This window comes from Halanaerobium sp., assembly GCF_003070835.1.
Genome location: NZ_QBLR01000068.1, coordinates 1 through 15,646, shown reverse-complemented (window position 1 = coordinate 15,646; position 15,646 = coordinate 1). Strand labels below are relative to the sequence as shown.

Genomic DNA, 15,646 nt, shown 5'->3' with positions numbered 1-15,646 from the left:
CTGTAATATAGTAAGGTTAAATTTTGTTGATAGCGGAAATTATGAAACTATAAATATTATCCACAACAAACCATCAGGTATAATTTCCTAGCTAATAAAGAAAAAAGCCACCCGAAAGGATGGCTTAATTATCAAAATTCATATTAGTAGTTACCTAAATTTTTAAATGCATTCAGCTTTTCTTGATTCTCAGGAGATTCAAGTTTAGCCTCTTTCATAAATCTGAACATGCTATTAAACATATACAATCACCCTTTCTTATAAACTTATTATTATACTTATTATTAGTGATTTACTTATACTTATCATACTACTTACATTATACATCTTTTAAATCACTTGTCAAGATTTTTCGGAAGATTGTTACCTATGCACTTTTTGACCCTTAAGGTTCATTCATTATAATATTTTACCAAAGATGGTGAACACTATCTCTGATGTATTCATTATAAATTTCATCTACTCTTTCCATTACTTTCTCAGAAAGATCATCAGCTTCAGAAGCTGCAGCATTATCTCTTACCTGCCACGGCTTTTTACCACCTGGAATCACACAGCTAACAGCATCATTCATTAAAATCCATTTAAGAGCAAATTGGGCCATTGTTAAACCTTCGGGTTTGATCTTTTCTAATTCTTCCACTGCTTTTAATCCCAGCTCAAAGTCCACACCTGAAAAGGTTTCTCCTTTGTCAAATGCCTCGCCATGACGGTTAAAATTTCGGTGGTCATCTTCAGCAAAAGTTGAATCTTGAGAAAATTTACCTGTCAATAATCCACTTGCAAGTGGTACTCTGCAGATAATTCCTACATTTTTTTCTTTTGCCTTAGCTAAAAATTCATCCCCGGGTTTATGTCTGAACATATTGTATATAATCTGTACAGTAGCCAAATTATCATATTCCAGTGCCTTTAAAGCTTCTTCTACTTTTTCTACACTAACACCATAGTTTTTAATTTTTCCAGCCATAACCATCTCTTCTAAAGCATCGAATACTTCTTCCTGGTAATATACTTCTGTTGGCGGACAGTGCAGCTGCAGTAAATCAATAGTATTTACATCCAAATTCTGAAGGCTGCGGTCCACAAATCTATTTAGATTTTCTTTATTATAACCTTCAGCTATATGAGGATCAAGTCTTCTTCCTGCTTTAGTGGCAATATATATCTTTTGGTTAGTTTCTTTTTTTAGTTTAGCCATTAAACGCTCACTGCGGCCATCACCATATACATCAGCAGTATCGAAAAAGTTAATTCCCTGATTTACTGCTTCTCTCAAAGCTGCCATTGACTGCTTATCATCAACATCGCCCCAGGAACCACCAATTGCCCAACCACCAAAAGAAACTTCAGAAACTTTAAAACCCGTTTTACCTAGTTTTCGAAATTTCATTATATTTTCCCCCTTAATCATGTAACTAAAGATTTTAAGTGTTTATGTGAAAATTCATAATCTTTATTACTATTATACATTATTTAGGGGAGAATTAAAATATTTGTCTAGATAGAGAGCTTTACTTTTTTATTTTAATTTGCTTAAATCAAAGGGAGTTTCCTGATATACATAATAATTTAACCAGTTAAAAAACAAGAGATTAGCATGACTGTGCCAGCGCATTAATATTTCTTTATCTGGATCATCATCTCTGAAATAATTTTTAGGAACTTTAATATCCATTCCTTTTTCCAGATCTCTAAAATATTCATCTGCTAAACTTTCTCGATCATATTCTGAATGACCGGTAGCAAATATTTGTCTACCATTTCTGCTTTCTAATAAATATATTCCCGCTTCTTTTGACTCTGATAAAATATTTAACGCTTCTACTTCTTCTATATCTTCTTTTCTTATTTCAGTATGCCTTGAATGAGGAACATAAAACAGATCATCAAAGCCCCTCATCAATTTTATATGTTTTTTATTTTTATAATGCTCAAAAATCCCAAACATTTTTTCTGATAGCGGATATTTTCCCACACCATAATGATGATATAGAGCTGCCTGACTTCCCCAGCAAATATGGAAGGTAGAGTAAACATGATGCAGGCTCCAATCCATAATTTGCTGCAGTTCCTCCCAATAATCTACTTCCTCAAATTCAAAAGTTTCAACTGGAGCTCCGGTAATTATCATTCCATCATATTTATTTTCCTTAATCTCATCAAATGTATTATAAAACTTAATTAAATGTTCTTCTGCTGTATTTTTTGAAGTATGAGTTACCGGATGCATCAGATCAACATCTACCTGTAGTGGTGTATTCGAAATCAAACGTAGAATTTGCGTTTCAGTCTTTATTTTAGTAGGCATTAAATTCAAAATTAAAATCTTCAAAGACCTTATATCCTGATGAGTTGCTCTAGATTCTTTCATTACAAAAATATTCTCATTTTCTAGTGTCTCTACTGCTGGTAAATCATTTTGAATTTTAACTGGCAATTTTATCACTCCAATCTATGCTTGAGCAGTTTTTAATGCCTGATTTAAGTCATTTTTAATATCATCAATATTTTCAATTCCAATTGAAAGTCTGATTAATTCCGGCGAAATTCCCGTCTTAATTAAGTCTTCTTCACTTAACTGCTGATGGGTTGTACTTGCCGGATGAATAGCTAAAGATTTAGTATCACCAACATTAGCCAGATGTAAAATAAGTTCTAATTTATTAATAAATTTCTCAGCCGCCTTTTTACCTCCTTTAATACCAAAGGCAACCATACCTCCATAACCATTGCTAAGATATTTTTTTGCATTCTGATGTGATTTATGACTTTCTAAGCCAGGATAACTGACCCATTCAACTCTTTCATCCGCTTCTAAAAATTCAGCAACTGCTTGAGCATTCTTGGAATGCTGTTTCATTCTTAAAGCTAATGTTTCCAGGCCGGTGATGGTTAAAAACGAATTAAACGGACTGGGAGAACTACCTAAATCTCTTAGAAGCTGAACTCTGGCCTTTGTAATAAAGGCAGCTTTACCAAATTCTTCTTGAAATTTAACCCCATGATAACTTGGATCAGGTTCAATTAATTCGGGAAATCTACCAGTATCCCAGTCAAAATTACCACTATCAACTATAATTCCACCAATCGAATTACCATGCCCGGAAATGTACTTTGTCGTCGAGTGTACAACTATATCTGCCCCAAATTCAAAAGGATTACAAATATAAGGTGAAGCAAAAGTATTGTCAACAATTAATGGTATTCCTGCCTGATGTGCTATTTCTGCCAACCTTTCAAAATCTGGCACAGCTAAAGAAGGATTACCAATAGTCTCAATGTAGAGAGCTTTTGTTCGTTCATTAATTGCAGCTTTAAATGATTCAGGATCTTCAGAATCAACAAAACTAACATCTATCCCCATATTTTTGAATCTATGTTTAAATAAATTATGAGTTCCACCATAAATAGAGCTGCCGCTTACTATGTGGTCTCCATTATTACAGATAGTTAGTAGTGCAATTACTTCAGCTGCCTGGCCTGAAGATACTGCTAAAGCTCCCACTCCTCCCTCAAGTTCTGTAATTCTCTTTTCCAGCACTGTATTACTTGGATTTTGAATTCTACTATAAATATCTCCTTCTTCTTTTAAAGCAAATAAATCTGCTGCATGTTCAGTGCTGTCAAATAAGTAAGATGTGGTCTGATAAATAGGAACTGCCGCTGATTTCCTGTTTTTGTCTGCCTCATAACCTGCATGTAGTGCTAAAGTTTCAAATTTTAATTTCATTAAATTTTCCTCCTCTAATTTTTGCTGCTCAAAATTTAATTTAACTAATAATTATAAATAATTTTGCCAATACAGCTGCTCAAAAACAATAAAATCATTGCTAAATAAAAAACCCCACTTCCTAAGTAAATATAGGAGTGGGTAATTTACTTGCTCCTTATCTCTCAGAAATCTTTCTGTTGGAATTAGCACCGGGCAAAATTAACTGCTGGTTGCTGGGCTTCAAAGGGCCAATCCCTCCACCACTCTTGATAAGTTTTATTGTTTTTTATAACTTTAACATAGATTAGTAATCCTGTCAAGAAAATAATTTTCTTTAATTATACAATTTAACTCTAATTAAGAATAAAAAATCATTATTTAATTGTAAAATTTATTTCTTTTTTCGCTGACGTGAACTTTTAATACCTAAAGATTTTCTGTATTTTGCAACAGTTCTTCTAGAAATATCTAATTCATATTTTTTAGCAAATATTTCAGCTAATTTACTGTCACTAAGTGGATGTGAGCTATCTTCAGCCTCAATTTCTTCACTCAACATTGCTTTGATACTAACTGATGAAACACCGTCAATACCACTGTTAAAAAAGAATTTCAAACTAAAAACTCCATGAGGTGTTTGTAAATATTTAGCAGTCGTAGCTCGGCTGACAGTGGATTCGTGCATTTCAATTTCTTCAGCAACTTCTTCCATTGTTAAAACCTTTAAATTTTTTAAACCATTTTCAAAAAAATCCATCTGCTTTTTTAAAATTGCTTGAGCAATTTTTCTAATTGTATTCTTTCTCTGTTCAATACTTTTGATCAGCCAAACAGCAGCCTGATATTTTTCCTTTAAATAATCACTAATCATATCATCATCTTGATTTTTTAATAAATTATAATAGTAAGAACTGATAGTAACAGTAGGATAAGCGGTATTTTTTTCTTCGATATAAAATTTTCCATCTTCTTTTTTTACAATTAAATCAGGATCAATATATTCAGCTTTACAGGAAGCAAAACTGCTGTCATAGTTTATATCTAATTTTTGAATTCTTTGATAAACTTCTGCTATTTCTTCTTTATTAAAACCTTCGGCAGCAAAAATTTCAGCAATCATTTCTAAATCTGTGGTTAGCTCACCTGACTCATTTAAACTGCCTACAATAAATTTCCCAAGTTCAATTTCATCATCACTGAGAACCTCAAAAAGCTGATTTTCTAAATATTCGCAAAAATCCGGCTGATAAGCAACAAAATTTTCATATTCTATATCTTGCTTCTGAACAGAATTAAAACTTGATTCCCTATAATTCATATCCCTTTGTGACTCCATCATCTCAAGTAAAGGATTTTCTTTCATTTCGTCTTCGATATAGTCTTTGAGCTCTAAAGCGCTATATTGAAGAATTTCAATAGACATCTGCAGCTGAGTTGTCATCACCAACTCTTGCTTTTGCTCAATATTTAAATTAAGATCTAACTTCATAAATTACTCTCCTTTAATCACCTAATTATAAGGCTTTATATATTATATATTAAATAATACTTCTACAAAACCTTTTTTTATAATGAATTTAATAACTAAATAACTTAGATAATAAATTTAAGAAATATTATATTCTTTGTTTTTAATAATTAAGAATTATGATAAGATTAATTTAGTCTATTTAAATTAATCAACTTCTATACCCTACTAACATTATAATATTTTTTTAGTCAATAAAAAAGTGGTGAATTAAAATTATGAAAGTTTTTATTTTGGAATATTTTTTAAGTAAAAAAAGAAATAGTATTTTTAAAGAATCTTTTTACAGAGAAGGGAAGTTTATGCTGGATTCTTTAATCAAATCCTTTGCTAAGATTGAAGATCTACAGCTGTCTATTTTTATTGCTCAAGAAAATATAGATTTGATTGACCATCAAAATCATGATATAGAAATTATTGTTTCAGATGAGGGCTCATGTGATTCTTATTTTGAAAAACTGTTGGATTTAGATTTAAGCCAAAGTGATTATTTTTTAGTTATTGCTCCGGAAACAGATAATTTGCTTTATCAGATAACTAAAATTATGGAAACAAAAAATATTAATAATTTAGGCTGCAGCTCAAATTGCATTAAAAAAGCAGCCAACAAATGGCTGCTATATCAAAATTTTAAAGACACTGATATTAAAATACCTGAAAGTTATCAAATTAAAAATAACAAGCTTGATTTGAGAAAAGATTTTTTTCCAGCTGTTATCAAAGCCAAATATAGTGCGGGTTCAGAACTTAAAATTATCAAATCAAAAAAAGAATTTTCAAACTTAAATCTTAGTAATTATAAAGGACAGATTATCCAAAAAATTATAACAGGAATACCGGGAAGCTTATCTCTCGCTGCTAATTCAACAAATTTAAGAATATTAAGCATCAATAAACAGCTGATTAGAGCTGATGATTTTTCTTATTTTGGCTCCATAATTAATCATAGGTTCCCTAATCAACATAAGTTAAAAGAGCTTGCTAATTTAGTCAAAAAGAAATATCCAAACTTAAATGGTTATTTTGGCATAGATTTCATCTGCAATCAAAAAGGATTTTATCTGCTGGAAATCAATCCAAGGTTAAGTTCTTCCTTTATTGGTTTAGCAGAAATATCTGAACCGGCAGAAATAATACTTAATTTAGCTGAAAAGAAAAATTTTATAGGGTCGAATCTCCTTTCCTCAAAAGAGTTCACTTTTTATTTAGATTAAGCTCCGGAAATTCATTATAAAACTCAACTTCATCCGAACTATAATCTAATTTATCAAGCCATTTAGTGATGTTGATATTATCAATAAAAAGTTCTTCTTCTGCAGCTTCAACTAGTGGAATCAGAACAAAAGCTCTTTTTCTAATTTCAGGATGAGGAATTATTAAATCCTGGCTCTGATACTCTAAGTTATCATAAAACAAAATATCAATATCGATAGTTCTCGGACCCCATTTTTTTGTTCTAACTCTTCCCAATTCACTTTCTATCTGCAGTATTTTTTCTAGAAGTTTTTCTGGCCCTAATTCTGTTTTTAAACAGACAACTGCATTAATAAAATCAGCCTGTTCTTCATAACCATAAGCTTTTGTTAAATATAATGATGAAGTCTTTTTGATATTAATTTTAGCTTCACTGGATAATTTTATAACTGCCTTTTTTAAATATTCAACTTTTGGCTCAATATTTGAGCCCAGGCCTAAATACACAGTTTTCATTTATATTACCTCAGTTCTTTTTCTGCTCATTTTTACAGCTGCATTGGCTAAGGCGCCTTCAATTGGTACAGCTGGCTTTTTGATTTTTATTTCTATCAGTTCTAATTTAGGAAATTCAATAAATAAATTCTTAATTATATTATAGGCCGCGCTTTCTAAAAGATCATATTTTTTAGCTAGAAAAACTTCTTTAATTTTATAATATATTTCAGCATAATTAACAGTCTGCTCTAAATTATCATTTACTGCAGCCTTACTGTAATCAAGTTCGGCCTTAAAGTTAAGAATAAATCGCTGCCCCAATTCTTTTTCTGAATCTAAAACTCCATGATAGGCAAAAAAAACCATTTCGTTCAATTCAATAATATCTTTACCGGCCATGATTGCCCTCCCATTTTACGGCATCTGTCATAACAGCCACTTTTTTTATTTCAGCTACATCGTGGACTCTTACAATATTAGCACCCTTAAGAATTGAAGTTGAAACAGTAGCTGCTGTCCCAAATAATCTTTCATTTACCTCATTTTTATTAACAAATTTTATTAATGATTTACGAGAAGTTCCAATCAAAATAGGGTAATTTAATTCTTTAAAGCTTTCCAATCTGTTTAAAATTTGCAGATTGTGAACTTGTTTTTTCCCAAAACCAATACCTGGATCAATAATGATGTCTTCATCCTTAACCCCTGCTTCTTTTGCAATCTTTATTCCATCCCACAGATATTTTTTAACTTCAAAAATCAGATTTTGATAACTGGGATTATCCTGCATGTTTTCAGGTCTGCCCTGAATATGCATAATAATTACCGGGGCCTCAAATTCAGCTGCTGTTGCTGCCATCTTTTCATCAAAACGAAGGCCGCTTATATCATTTACTATAGAAGCTCCTGCCTCCAAAGCTGCCCGCATGACCGAGCTTTTATAACTGTCAATAGAAATTGGTACTGTAGTAACTTTTAAAATTTCCTTTAAAACTGGAATTAATCTCTTTTTTTCTTCTGCAGCTGAGACCCTTTCAGAATAAGGACGGCTCGATTCCGCACCAATATCAATTATATCAGCACCTGCTGTTTCCATTTCTTCTGCTCTTTTGAGTGCTGAATCTAAATCATTATATTTACCTCCATCTGAAAAAGAATCAGGAGTCAAATTTAAAATCCCCATAATCAATGTTTTTCTGCTGTAGTCTAAATCCCCACGATTTGTTTTAATTATTTTCCTTTTTGTCATGGCTGCAACACCTCTTTATTTATTTTTTCTTAACTCAAAAAGTGACCTCCCTAATTCTTTTAAGGAAAGAGAATTCACCTGATTAAGCTCTTCAACCCAATTCTTATTAAATATTCCTATGCCGTTGTATGCTCCAATTAAAGCACCTGTAATCGCTGCTGTAGAATCAGTATCTCCCCCAAGATCAACTGCCGCAGCAAAAGCTTTGGCTGCATTATCCGGAAAAAGTTTAAAAACAGCAAAAGCTGCCGGCACTGATTCATAACTATTGATACCTGTTCCCATCACCTCAGCAATAAAATCTAAAGCTTCAGTCTTATTTAGATCAGCAATATATTCAAGTAAAAATTTTGTTCTCTGATAACTTGAAGGCTGAAAAGTCTGGAGTCCATATTTTTCTCCCTGCTCCATATAATCTAAGGCTGCAGCAAAAATTTGTTCTAAATCACCACCGGCTAAGGCTGCAGCTAATGCGGCATAGAAACCGGCAGCAGCTGAAATTGCAGCATCAGAAAAATGGGAGTAATATGCTAATTCTTCAATTTTTTCTAAATTAGATTTCTGTTCTTCTAAAGGTAAGAAATAGGCTAAAACTGCTGCCTTAAGAGCTAAACCATTTGAAAAGCCTGCTCTTTCTGAAATTGTAAATTTTTCATTACGCATTATTTTAGTCACCGCTCTACCTGTACTGGGACCAATTACTCCCTTTGTTATTAATTTCTGTTCATCAATAAATTGGCCCAAGCTGCTGAAATAATCTTCTTTATTTATCTTGCCTTTGTTCTCTACTAAATATCTGCCCAGATGACTGGCCAAAATTGTATCATCTGTGATCTCAGCTTTTTTTAAATCTCTTCTTAAAAAATGAAAATCAGGAATCTCTACAAAAAAGTTATTATTCAAATCATAGCCCGAATTCTTTTTATGTTTTTTTACATCTGCGCGATTCAGCATCTCAAAAGGCATTCCATGTGCATCTCCAAGAGCAAGTCCAATTAATAAAGCATCAATTTTATCATAGTCAGACATAATTCACACCTCAATTTTAGTTTTATCTAGCTAAAATTATATTCAAAACAACAGATTAAAGTTAGTATTTTTTAATTTAAAGTTTTTATTTAAAAGATCAACCTGATTATTTTTGAGTAAAAATTCAAAGTCTTTGACTGCTTCTGTCTTAATAATTAAACTTTTTAATTCAGGCTGACTCTGCTGATAAAGTATTGGAAAATAGTTATCTAAAAGTTCTGCCTGAACTGCAGTTTCAGCTTTTATTTTTAAATCTTTAGCTATTATTTTTTGTTTAATTAAGCAAAAGTTATTAACTCTTAATCTCTGGCCTAGTTCTAAAGCAATACTATCTGAGCTGACATCCCAGGAATGAGGGAGGGGGTCAAATTGCTTATAATAAGCAAGCGGCAAAAAAATATTGATCTTTTTTTTAAAGTTGAAATCTGTTGAAAAAAAAGAAAAGTCATCAAAGTAATCAGAAATTAAATATGAATTTAGTTCCATTGCTGCAATTGCTGCAAAGTGAGAACTGCTTGCCTTTAATTGAAAATTACTGTCATAGCTGCGAACTAAATCAGCAGCCTTTCCCCCACCGGCTGCAATTATAAATTTGTGATTTTCAACCATTTTTAAGGCCTTAATAATCTGCTTGAGTTCTTTTTGCTTTTCTTTATTAATAAAACTACCACCAATTTTTAGTACTGTTAAATCAGTCATTAGCTAACTCCTTTAATTTAGTTAAATCAGTCTTGGTTAATTTTTTAAGCAGAAGAAAGGCAGCTGCAGTAGTAGTTAAAGTATTATCCTTCAGTACTGGTATCAACTCTTCTAAGCTTATAAAATTAAAATCACTTCTCATTTTTAAATCATTCTCAAAGAGAGCAGCTTCCCTATTCATCATCAAAGGTATTTTATAATCTAGTGAAAACCTTGAATAAAGCTGCAGTAATTTAGAATAAATTAATGATATTTCCTGATTGTAAATATAATCAGCAATTAACTGCAGTTGACCAGCAGAAATAGAATTAAGATCAAGACTAATCATCCTTGCAATTCTTGCCGCAGCTGCTTTTTTAGTTTTTTCACCATTATCAGCTGGACTGACAGAATAGTCAGCTGGAGTTATGATATCTAAAAACAGGTGAAGATCTGCGGTAGAAGCAAAATACTCATTTATAACATCTACCATCTGCCCCTGATAAGGAATATTTTTAGTTAAATTACTCAAATTGCTTCTTAACAGCCCTAGATAAATAAGTTCCGCCTCTTTTAATCTCTCTACATCAGTTCGACCACGGGCTGCAATTTGATGGTTTTTAACCGGAATCAAATCAATAGTACTGCTGCCTAAATCAAATAAAACGAAATCAGATTTAAATTCGGCAGCAAAGGCAGCGGAAACTGACCAATTTGCTGCAGCAAGTTCCAGCAGTCTATCGAAATTATTAGCTATCTCTAAAGGATTAAAAAGCTGAGCCTGGTTATTGAAAAAGAAAAGTTTTTTATTGGTAAAATTATTTTTAAATAAATCTACAATAAAATTGATTCCTTCAATTTTTGTAGAAAATCTATCTGCTAGTTCTGCAGTCATAGTTACAGCAAAATAATCTGCCTCAGCTAAATTATGATATATTTCCTGTATAATAGCTTTGGGATTCAGGTTTTGATCCCACATCGGGAAAAATTTACTGACTGATTTAATGGATTCCAGCTTTTGTTTTTGTTGATTATAAATAATTTTTGTTGCTTTGATATTAGCACCACCAATATCCCAGCCTATAATTTTATATTTTTCCATATCCAATAACCTCAGATCTATTTTTAATAATTTTTCTAATTATTTTTTCTAACTAATTTTGGAGCTTCTGATAAAGCTGATTAATTAATCCAGAATTAATTTTAGAACTGCGGTCATTATTTTCGCAGACTGCACCTCTAAACCCAACAATATCAGGCTTTATTTCTTTTAAAAGTCCTAAATCATCGAAGCTTAAAGAACCGGCAAGTGCACTAAAAACTTCTGCTTTTTTTGCCTGCTGACAAAAATCTTTAAGTTCAGCCGGCTTTAAAAAATCAAATAAACTTCTGCCGTCTTTATTAATTGTATCAATCATAATCCCGTCTATTTCAGTTTTAAAAGCTAATTCATTTAATAAAAAAGGATTGAAACTATTAATTTCTTTATAATCTCCATAAGCTGCTGCAATCAGCTTAGCTGAAGTACCACTTAGTCTTATTGCATTTTTCGCCTCATTGATAATTTTTACAGCTGTTTCAAAATCATTAAAATTATAAAAGCCTAATTTTATAAAATTAGGCTTTAAATTAGCAAGGCCAAAGGTAATCTGTGAACTTAAACCTGGCAGTCCAGGCAGATCTCCTCCAGCTGCACTAATAACTCTATTTGGAGATTTTTCTATAATCTCCTTAATCACTCCAGGAAAATTTGCTCCCAGTGAACCTTCCGCAGGATTTTTAATATCTAAAATATCAAATTTGCTATCTTTTACAATTAAAGCTTCTTCCACACTTTTGATGCTGATTAATAATTTCAATTTAACAGCCTCCATCTGAGTCCAACCACTCTTCAGTACTCGTATTATTACAGCTTACAATATAATCCTCATTTATATAATCATTTTCAGCTTTTTCAATTTCTTTTTTTATTTCTCCTATTGTCCCACTGCGTTCAGCATAGACTTCATAACTATGAATTCCCTCATAATTTGTTTGTTTAGCTAAAAAATAGTCATCATCACTTAAAAAATCAAATTCTTTAATTGTCAGAGCCACCATTTCTCGAACAACATCTTCTACAAAGCGCGGATTCAAATGGGCCTTTCTGACAATTTCTAATTCATCAACTCTTTTTAAAAGATCTAAAACTTTACTGCTCATTGAATTTTCTACTATATCTACTAGGTTTTCAGCTTTAATTTTTTTATCACTGCCAATCATTAAAATGCCGGTTCCCCGCTGGTTATGTGAAGGCATTGGAATATACTTAAATACCTTTTCCAGCTGTTCTTTTGTAAAACCTTCTTTTTCTAATTTTTCTTCTGCATATTCTTTTATCATCTGTTGGGCACAGGGACAAACGGTCATCCCATTTGTCTCAACTCCAACTAGATGTCTACTTCCATTTTTAGTACTCACTGCTCGCCCCATTATTGTATTTATTTTTTGTGTTTTTTTCTTAGATACTGGTGCCATTTCTTCTACAGGATATTTGGCCTTTATTCTAACTTCTGCTCGATGGGCATGCTGTCTTTTTCTGGCCATTTCTGCCATATAAGTTGCAAAATCTTCTATAACCATTACTTTTTTCTGAATTGTCTCATCTATGATCTGAGTAATGGTTTCATCAAATCTTGACATATGTGCTCCTTTTTGCTGGGGCAGTAAATCTACAAAAATATCAATTGTTGAATAAAATAAGTTTTCTTTTTCATTATTTTTTATTCTAATAATTTTTTGTATATTTTTTACTCCAACTCTATTTAAACCTACAACTAATTGAGGCTTTTCTTTTTGAACATCTCTTTTAAATTGATCCATTTTTTATTCCCCCCCAGTTTGCCCAATTATTTATAATCTTCTTACCAGAAATTAAAATTGTTAAAAATATAACTGCTGCTATAAAATCTGCTGTGGTACCAGGATTAATTTTTTTATCTTTAGAACGTAAATAGTCATCAAATTTTCTTATTTCCTTTTCTCTTAACTGCCTATCTTTAATATTTTTTAGTTTTTCTAGTAAATTATTAGTTTTTTGAGAAATTACAGCTGCAAAATCATAACCCCATTTTCTAGCAATTAAGCTATCAGGATATTCTGCTAAAATTTCTAAATAACTCTGAATTACTGCATCTTCAATCCTGGTAAATTTATTCTGGTTTTTTTTGAAAACCGGATAGGCAAAATCAAATGTCAGCCCAAAATTACTGACATATTCTGCTGCAATTTGATCTCTGCTTTGAGCTAATTCCATTGCCTGATAAAGAGTAAGATCCACTTGATCCTTAATATCTCCTTCTTCAACCTTATCCAAGTTTCCTGCTTTTGAATGATTAATTGCTTGATAAGCAAGTTCTGCATCCTTTTTGCTTAGTTTCTTTAAGACTGCACTGACTTCCTGCTGCAGAATTTTTCTTAATTCTTCTTCACTTTTTCCACTAATTAAATTTTTTTGTCTCAAACTAACATAAGCTGCTGCCAGGGGAGAAGTTAAAAGCAAAATACCCAAATTAGTATTTGTTCTAATAAAAGAATGGGTTTCTTTGACCCCTTTTAAAATTATTTCTCCCACTAATTTATGCTCCAGATTTAAAAATGCTGGAAAAACAGCAGCTGAACTATATAAAAAATGATGATAATTTAAATCCTTAAAACTTTTATTTGGATAAACATTTCCTGGCTTAGCTGTACTGGCTTCCAACAGAGATGCAATTTGAACTGCCTGTGCTATTTCTATATCACTTAAAGGCATATTCTCCCCCCAAAAAGTCAAGTCTAAATCATTAAATCAATAATTCTATCAGCTATATTAAATTCTGTTACCTGCTGTAAACCATACCAGCCGGGAATACTATTTACTTCAATAATATATGCGTTCTTATAACTACCATTCTCCAAAACTATATCAATTCCTGTGTAATCTAAATTGAGAATTTCTGCTGTTTTTAAAGCCATATCTTTAATATTTTGCGGCAGCTCAATTTTTTTGCTAAAAGCTCCTCGAGCCACATTAGTTTTCCAGCTGGCTCCACACCTTTCAGAAGCTGCAATGATCTCACCTTTACAGACAAAAACTCTAATATCACTTTGTCCGTGCTCAATATATTTCTGCAGATAAAAAACAAAATTATTCTCATCCCAGGCTCTTAAAACTCTATAGGCTGTATCCTCATCTTTTAAACGCACTATTCCCTTGCCGAGAGAACCAAAAATGGGCTTTAAAATCACATCTCCCCATTTTTCACAGTATTCTAAGGCCTGCCTAAAATCTTCAGTCACAAATGTTTCTGGAGTTGGCAGGCCGTGATCAGCCAAAATAAATTGAGTATAGTATTTATCAACTGTTTTTTCAATAACAGAAGGTTTATTAATTATTTTTTTACCAAGAGCAGCCATTCTATTTAAAATATCCATCCTTAAAATTATCTGTTCAAGACTGCCCCCGGGAATTACTCTGACAAAAATATAGTCAAAATCATCTAATATCTTGTCTCTATATTTCAGCTGAAAGTTAGATGCAATCCCTGCTCCAAGTTCTGTGATTGGGACTCTTTCTGCCTTAATATTTTTTCTATTTAATGATCTTTTTAATTCTTCAATATGCCATCCGTCATCTGATGCAAGAATTACTGCCTGCAATAAATTCCCTCCTATGCTTTTTATATTTTTTTAAGCATTTTCTAAATCATTTATTGCTCAAAAAATGATTTTTCAAGTATCTTATAATTAATTTTACCTGCCTTATAAGTTTTTCCACTTTTTCTATTATTTATTATAACACGCGCAGGGCTAAAAAGCATGGGGTCAATATCATAGAAATTATTATATCTCTTATAAAGATTTAAAAAACTTTCTCCATAATCTTCTGAGGCAGATGCAGGAATATCTACTAAAATTTCTTCTATTTCACTATCTTCACAGTAAACCTGATAATATGCAGTTCCACCGTATAAGACTGCATCATTTGTTCTGCCAATAGCTTTTAAAGTATTATCAGCCGTTGGTGAAATAGGACAAATTCCCCAGGCTGATTCTATTTTTTCTAAATCAAAATCTAATTCATGCATTTTATGCATTCCGGTTTCAATAATTCGGGCACTTATTTGAATCGAACCAACCAATGATTCTGTTGGCGCTGTTAAAATATAGCTGTTGCTGCATGGGGTACACATTTCATCTGCAATATACTTAGCAGTTTTCTCATCTGGAAGTTGGGAACTTTCTAAAACAATTACTGCCGGCGAGTTTCTGCTTTCATGATATCCATTATACTCATCAAATAATTTTTCCTTCGCAGCTAAAATTCTACCCGGGCCAGAAGCCATGGCAAAAAAATCATTCTTTTCAACTTTCCAACCCGCATATTGAGAAAGCATACAGGCTTCTAAAGGATGATCAATTTCCACCTTAACTGCAGGAATCAGATAATCATTAATTTCATAATCAATAAAATCTACTTCTCCTAATCCTCCCAGACAGATTTCGGAAAAGAATGCCCCAGCTCGATAGCCACCCCCAACATCAATCCCACCATCAATCACAACTATTCCATCATTATAATGAACCACATCTATATTTAATAAGATTTTTTCATTGATCATTTCTTTAACCAGCATCACTGCATTTTTGTTGAGGTCTAATCTTTTTTCCATATTAAAATTTCCCCTTTCCCTAATTCAGTATTGTCACCGGTATATCTCATATATTCTGAATT

At 32.0% G+C, this 15,646-nt stretch carries 16 protein-coding genes and 1 riboswitch; of the genes, 1 reads left to right on the top strand and 15 read right to left on the bottom strand.

Annotated elements, in window-relative coordinates; all coding sequences use genetic code 11:
- Positions 1–409 precede the first annotated feature (409 nt).
- The 4 genes from CI949_RS08920 to CI949_RS08905 all read right to left on the bottom strand — a co-directional run bounded on the left by CI949_RS08920 (position 410) and on the right by CI949_RS08905 (position 5,204).
- Positions 410–1,393: an aldo/keto reductase gene (locus CI949_RS08920; protein WP_073160048.1), complete on the bottom strand. Its 984-nt coding sequence runs from the start codon at positions 1,391–1,393 to the stop codon at positions 410–412.
- Positions 1,394–1,522: 129 nt separating this feature from the next.
- Positions 1,523–2,440, bottom strand: coding sequence for a homoserine O-succinyltransferase (gene metA / locus CI949_RS08915; protein WP_073160046.1), 918 nt, complete (start codon positions 2,438–2,440; stop codon positions 1,523–1,525).
- Between the two features lie 15 nt (positions 2,441–2,455).
- Complete coding sequence (locus CI949_RS08910) at positions 2,456–3,733, bottom strand: O-acetylhomoserine aminocarboxypropyltransferase/cysteine synthase family protein (protein ID WP_073160044.1); 1,278 nt, start codon at positions 3,731–3,733, stop codon at positions 2,456–2,458.
- Positions 3,734–3,887: 154 nt separating this feature from the next.
- Positions 3,888–3,991: riboswitch (SAM riboswitch) on the bottom strand.
- Between the two features lie 115 nt (positions 3,992–4,106).
- Positions 4,107–5,204: an RNA polymerase sigma-54 factor gene (locus CI949_RS08905; protein ID WP_073160042.1), complete on the bottom strand. Its 1,098-nt coding sequence runs from the start codon at positions 5,202–5,204 to the stop codon at positions 4,107–4,109.
- Positions 5,205–5,461: 257 nt separating this feature from the next.
- Here CI949_RS08905 and CI949_RS08900 point away from each other — a divergent pair, with 257 nt between their 5' ends.
- Positions 5,462–6,457, top strand: coding sequence for an ATP-grasp domain-containing protein (locus CI949_RS08900; protein ID WP_089720588.1), 996 nt, complete (start codon positions 5,462–5,464; stop codon positions 6,455–6,457).
- Here the strand turns inward: CI949_RS08900 and folK are convergent.
- From folK to mch, 11 genes are read right to left on the bottom strand one after another with little or no spacing between them, the layout of a single operon-like run.
- A complete protein-coding gene (gene folK, locus CI949_RS08895; RefSeq protein WP_089720590.1) occupies positions 6,438–6,953 on the bottom strand; it encodes a 2-amino-4-hydroxy-6-hydroxymethyldihydropteridine diphosphokinase in 516 nt (171 codons plus the stop codon). The two genes, CI949_RS08900 and folK, sit on opposite strands and share 20 nt — an antisense overlap.
- Positions 6,954–7,334 carry a dihydroneopterin aldolase gene (folB, locus tag CI949_RS08890; protein ID WP_073160036.1) on the bottom strand — a complete coding sequence of 127 codons (381 nt, stop codon included), beginning with the start codon at positions 7,332–7,334 and terminating at the stop codon, positions 6,954–6,956.
- A complete protein-coding gene (folP, locus tag CI949_RS08885) occupies positions 7,324–8,184 on the bottom strand; it encodes a dihydropteroate synthase (RefSeq protein ID WP_073160034.1) in 861 nt (286 codons plus the stop codon). Before folP ends, folB begins: the two co-directional genes overlap by 11 nt.
- A gap of 15 nt (positions 8,185–8,199) precedes the next feature.
- Positions 8,200–9,213 carry an ADP-ribosylglycohydrolase family protein gene (locus CI949_RS08880; RefSeq protein ID WP_073160033.1) on the bottom strand — a complete coding sequence of 338 codons (1,014 nt, stop codon included), beginning with the start codon at positions 9,211–9,213 and terminating at the stop codon, positions 8,200–8,202.
- A gap of 42 nt (positions 9,214–9,255) precedes the next feature.
- Entirely contained in the window at positions 9,256–9,912 is a 657-nt protein-coding gene (locus CI949_RS08875; protein ID WP_073160031.1) for a hypothetical protein, read from the bottom strand.
- Positions 9,905–10,993 carry a hydantoinase/oxoprolinase family protein gene (locus CI949_RS08870; protein WP_073160029.1) on the bottom strand — a complete coding sequence of 363 codons (1,089 nt, stop codon included), beginning with the start codon at positions 10,991–10,993 and terminating at the stop codon, positions 9,905–9,907. Before CI949_RS08870 ends, CI949_RS08875 begins: the two co-directional genes overlap by 8 nt.
- 52 nt (positions 10,994–11,045) lie before the next feature.
- A complete protein-coding gene (locus CI949_RS08865; protein ID WP_073160027.1) occupies positions 11,046–11,750 on the bottom strand; it encodes a (5-formylfuran-3-yl)methyl phosphate synthase in 705 nt (234 codons plus the stop codon).
- Position 11,751: 1 nt separating this feature from the next.
- A complete protein-coding gene (gene mptA, locus CI949_RS08860) occupies positions 11,752–12,753 on the bottom strand; it encodes a GTP cyclohydrolase MptA (protein WP_073160025.1) in 1,002 nt (333 codons plus the stop codon).
- Positions 12,740–13,684, bottom strand: coding sequence for a triphosphoribosyl-dephospho-CoA synthase (locus CI949_RS08855; protein ID WP_073160023.1), 945 nt, complete (start codon positions 13,682–13,684; stop codon positions 12,740–12,742). The genes mptA and CI949_RS08855 overlap by 14 nt, the downstream gene beginning before the upstream one ends.
- Before the next feature lie 23 nt (positions 13,685–13,707).
- Positions 13,708–14,571 carry a RimK family alpha-L-glutamate ligase gene (locus tag CI949_RS08850; RefSeq protein WP_073160021.1) on the bottom strand — a complete coding sequence of 288 codons (864 nt, stop codon included), beginning with the start codon at positions 14,569–14,571 and terminating at the stop codon, positions 13,708–13,710.
- A 50-nt stretch (positions 14,572–14,621) separates the two neighbouring features.
- Positions 14,622–15,584 carry a methenyltetrahydromethanopterin cyclohydrolase gene (gene mch / locus CI949_RS08845; protein ID WP_073160020.1) on the bottom strand — a complete coding sequence of 321 codons (963 nt, stop codon included), beginning with the start codon at positions 15,582–15,584 and terminating at the stop codon, positions 14,622–14,624.
- Positions 15,585–15,646 lie beyond the last annotated feature (62 nt).

Bases quoted from the DNA above. Each gene is read 5' to 3' on its own strand.
- CI949_RS08870 (WP_073160029.1), bottom strand. From the start codon at position 10,993: ATGGAAAAATATAAAATTATAGGCTGGGATATTGGTGGTGCTAATATC.
- CI949_RS08880 (WP_073160033.1), bottom strand. From the start codon at position 9,213: ATGTCTGACTATGATAAAATTGATGCTTTATTAATTGGACTTGCTCTT.
- folP (WP_073160034.1), bottom strand. From the start codon at position 8,184: ATGACAAAAAGGAAAATAATTAAAACAAATCGTGGGGATTTAGACTAC.
- CI949_RS08905 (WP_073160042.1), bottom strand. From the start codon at position 5,204: ATGAAGTTAGATCTTAATTTAAATATTGAGCAAAAGCAAGAGTTGGTG.
- CI949_RS08910 (WP_073160044.1), bottom strand. From the start codon at position 3,733: ATGAAATTAAAATTTGAAACTTTAGCACTACATGCAGGTTATGAGGCA.
- mptA (WP_073160025.1), bottom strand. From the start codon at position 12,753: ATGGATCAATTTAAAAGAGATGTTCAAAAAGAAAAGCCTCAATTAGTT.
- folB (WP_073160036.1), bottom strand. From the start codon at position 7,334: ATGGCCGGTAAAGATATTATTGAATTGAACGAAATGGTTTTTTTTGCC.
- mch (WP_073160020.1), bottom strand. From the start codon at position 15,584: ATGGAAAAAAGATTAGACCTCAACAAAAATGCAGTGATGCTGGTTAAA.
- CI949_RS08855 (WP_073160023.1), bottom strand. From the start codon at position 13,684: ATGCCTTTAAGTGATATAGAAATAGCACAGGCAGTTCAAATTGCATCT.
- folK (WP_089720590.1), bottom strand. From the start codon at position 6,953: ATGAAAACTGTGTATTTAGGCCTGGGCTCAAATATTGAGCCAAAAGTT.
- CI949_RS08900 (WP_089720588.1), top strand. From the start codon at position 5,462: ATGAAAGTTTTTATTTTGGAATATTTTTTAAGTAAAAAAAGAAATAGT.
- CI949_RS08920 (WP_073160048.1), bottom strand. From the start codon at position 1,393: ATGAAATTTCGAAAACTAGGTAAAACGGGTTTTAAAGTTTCTGAAGTT.
- CI949_RS08875 (WP_073160031.1), bottom strand. From the start codon at position 9,912: ATGACTGATTTAACAGTACTAAAAATTGGTGGTAGTTTTATTAATAAA.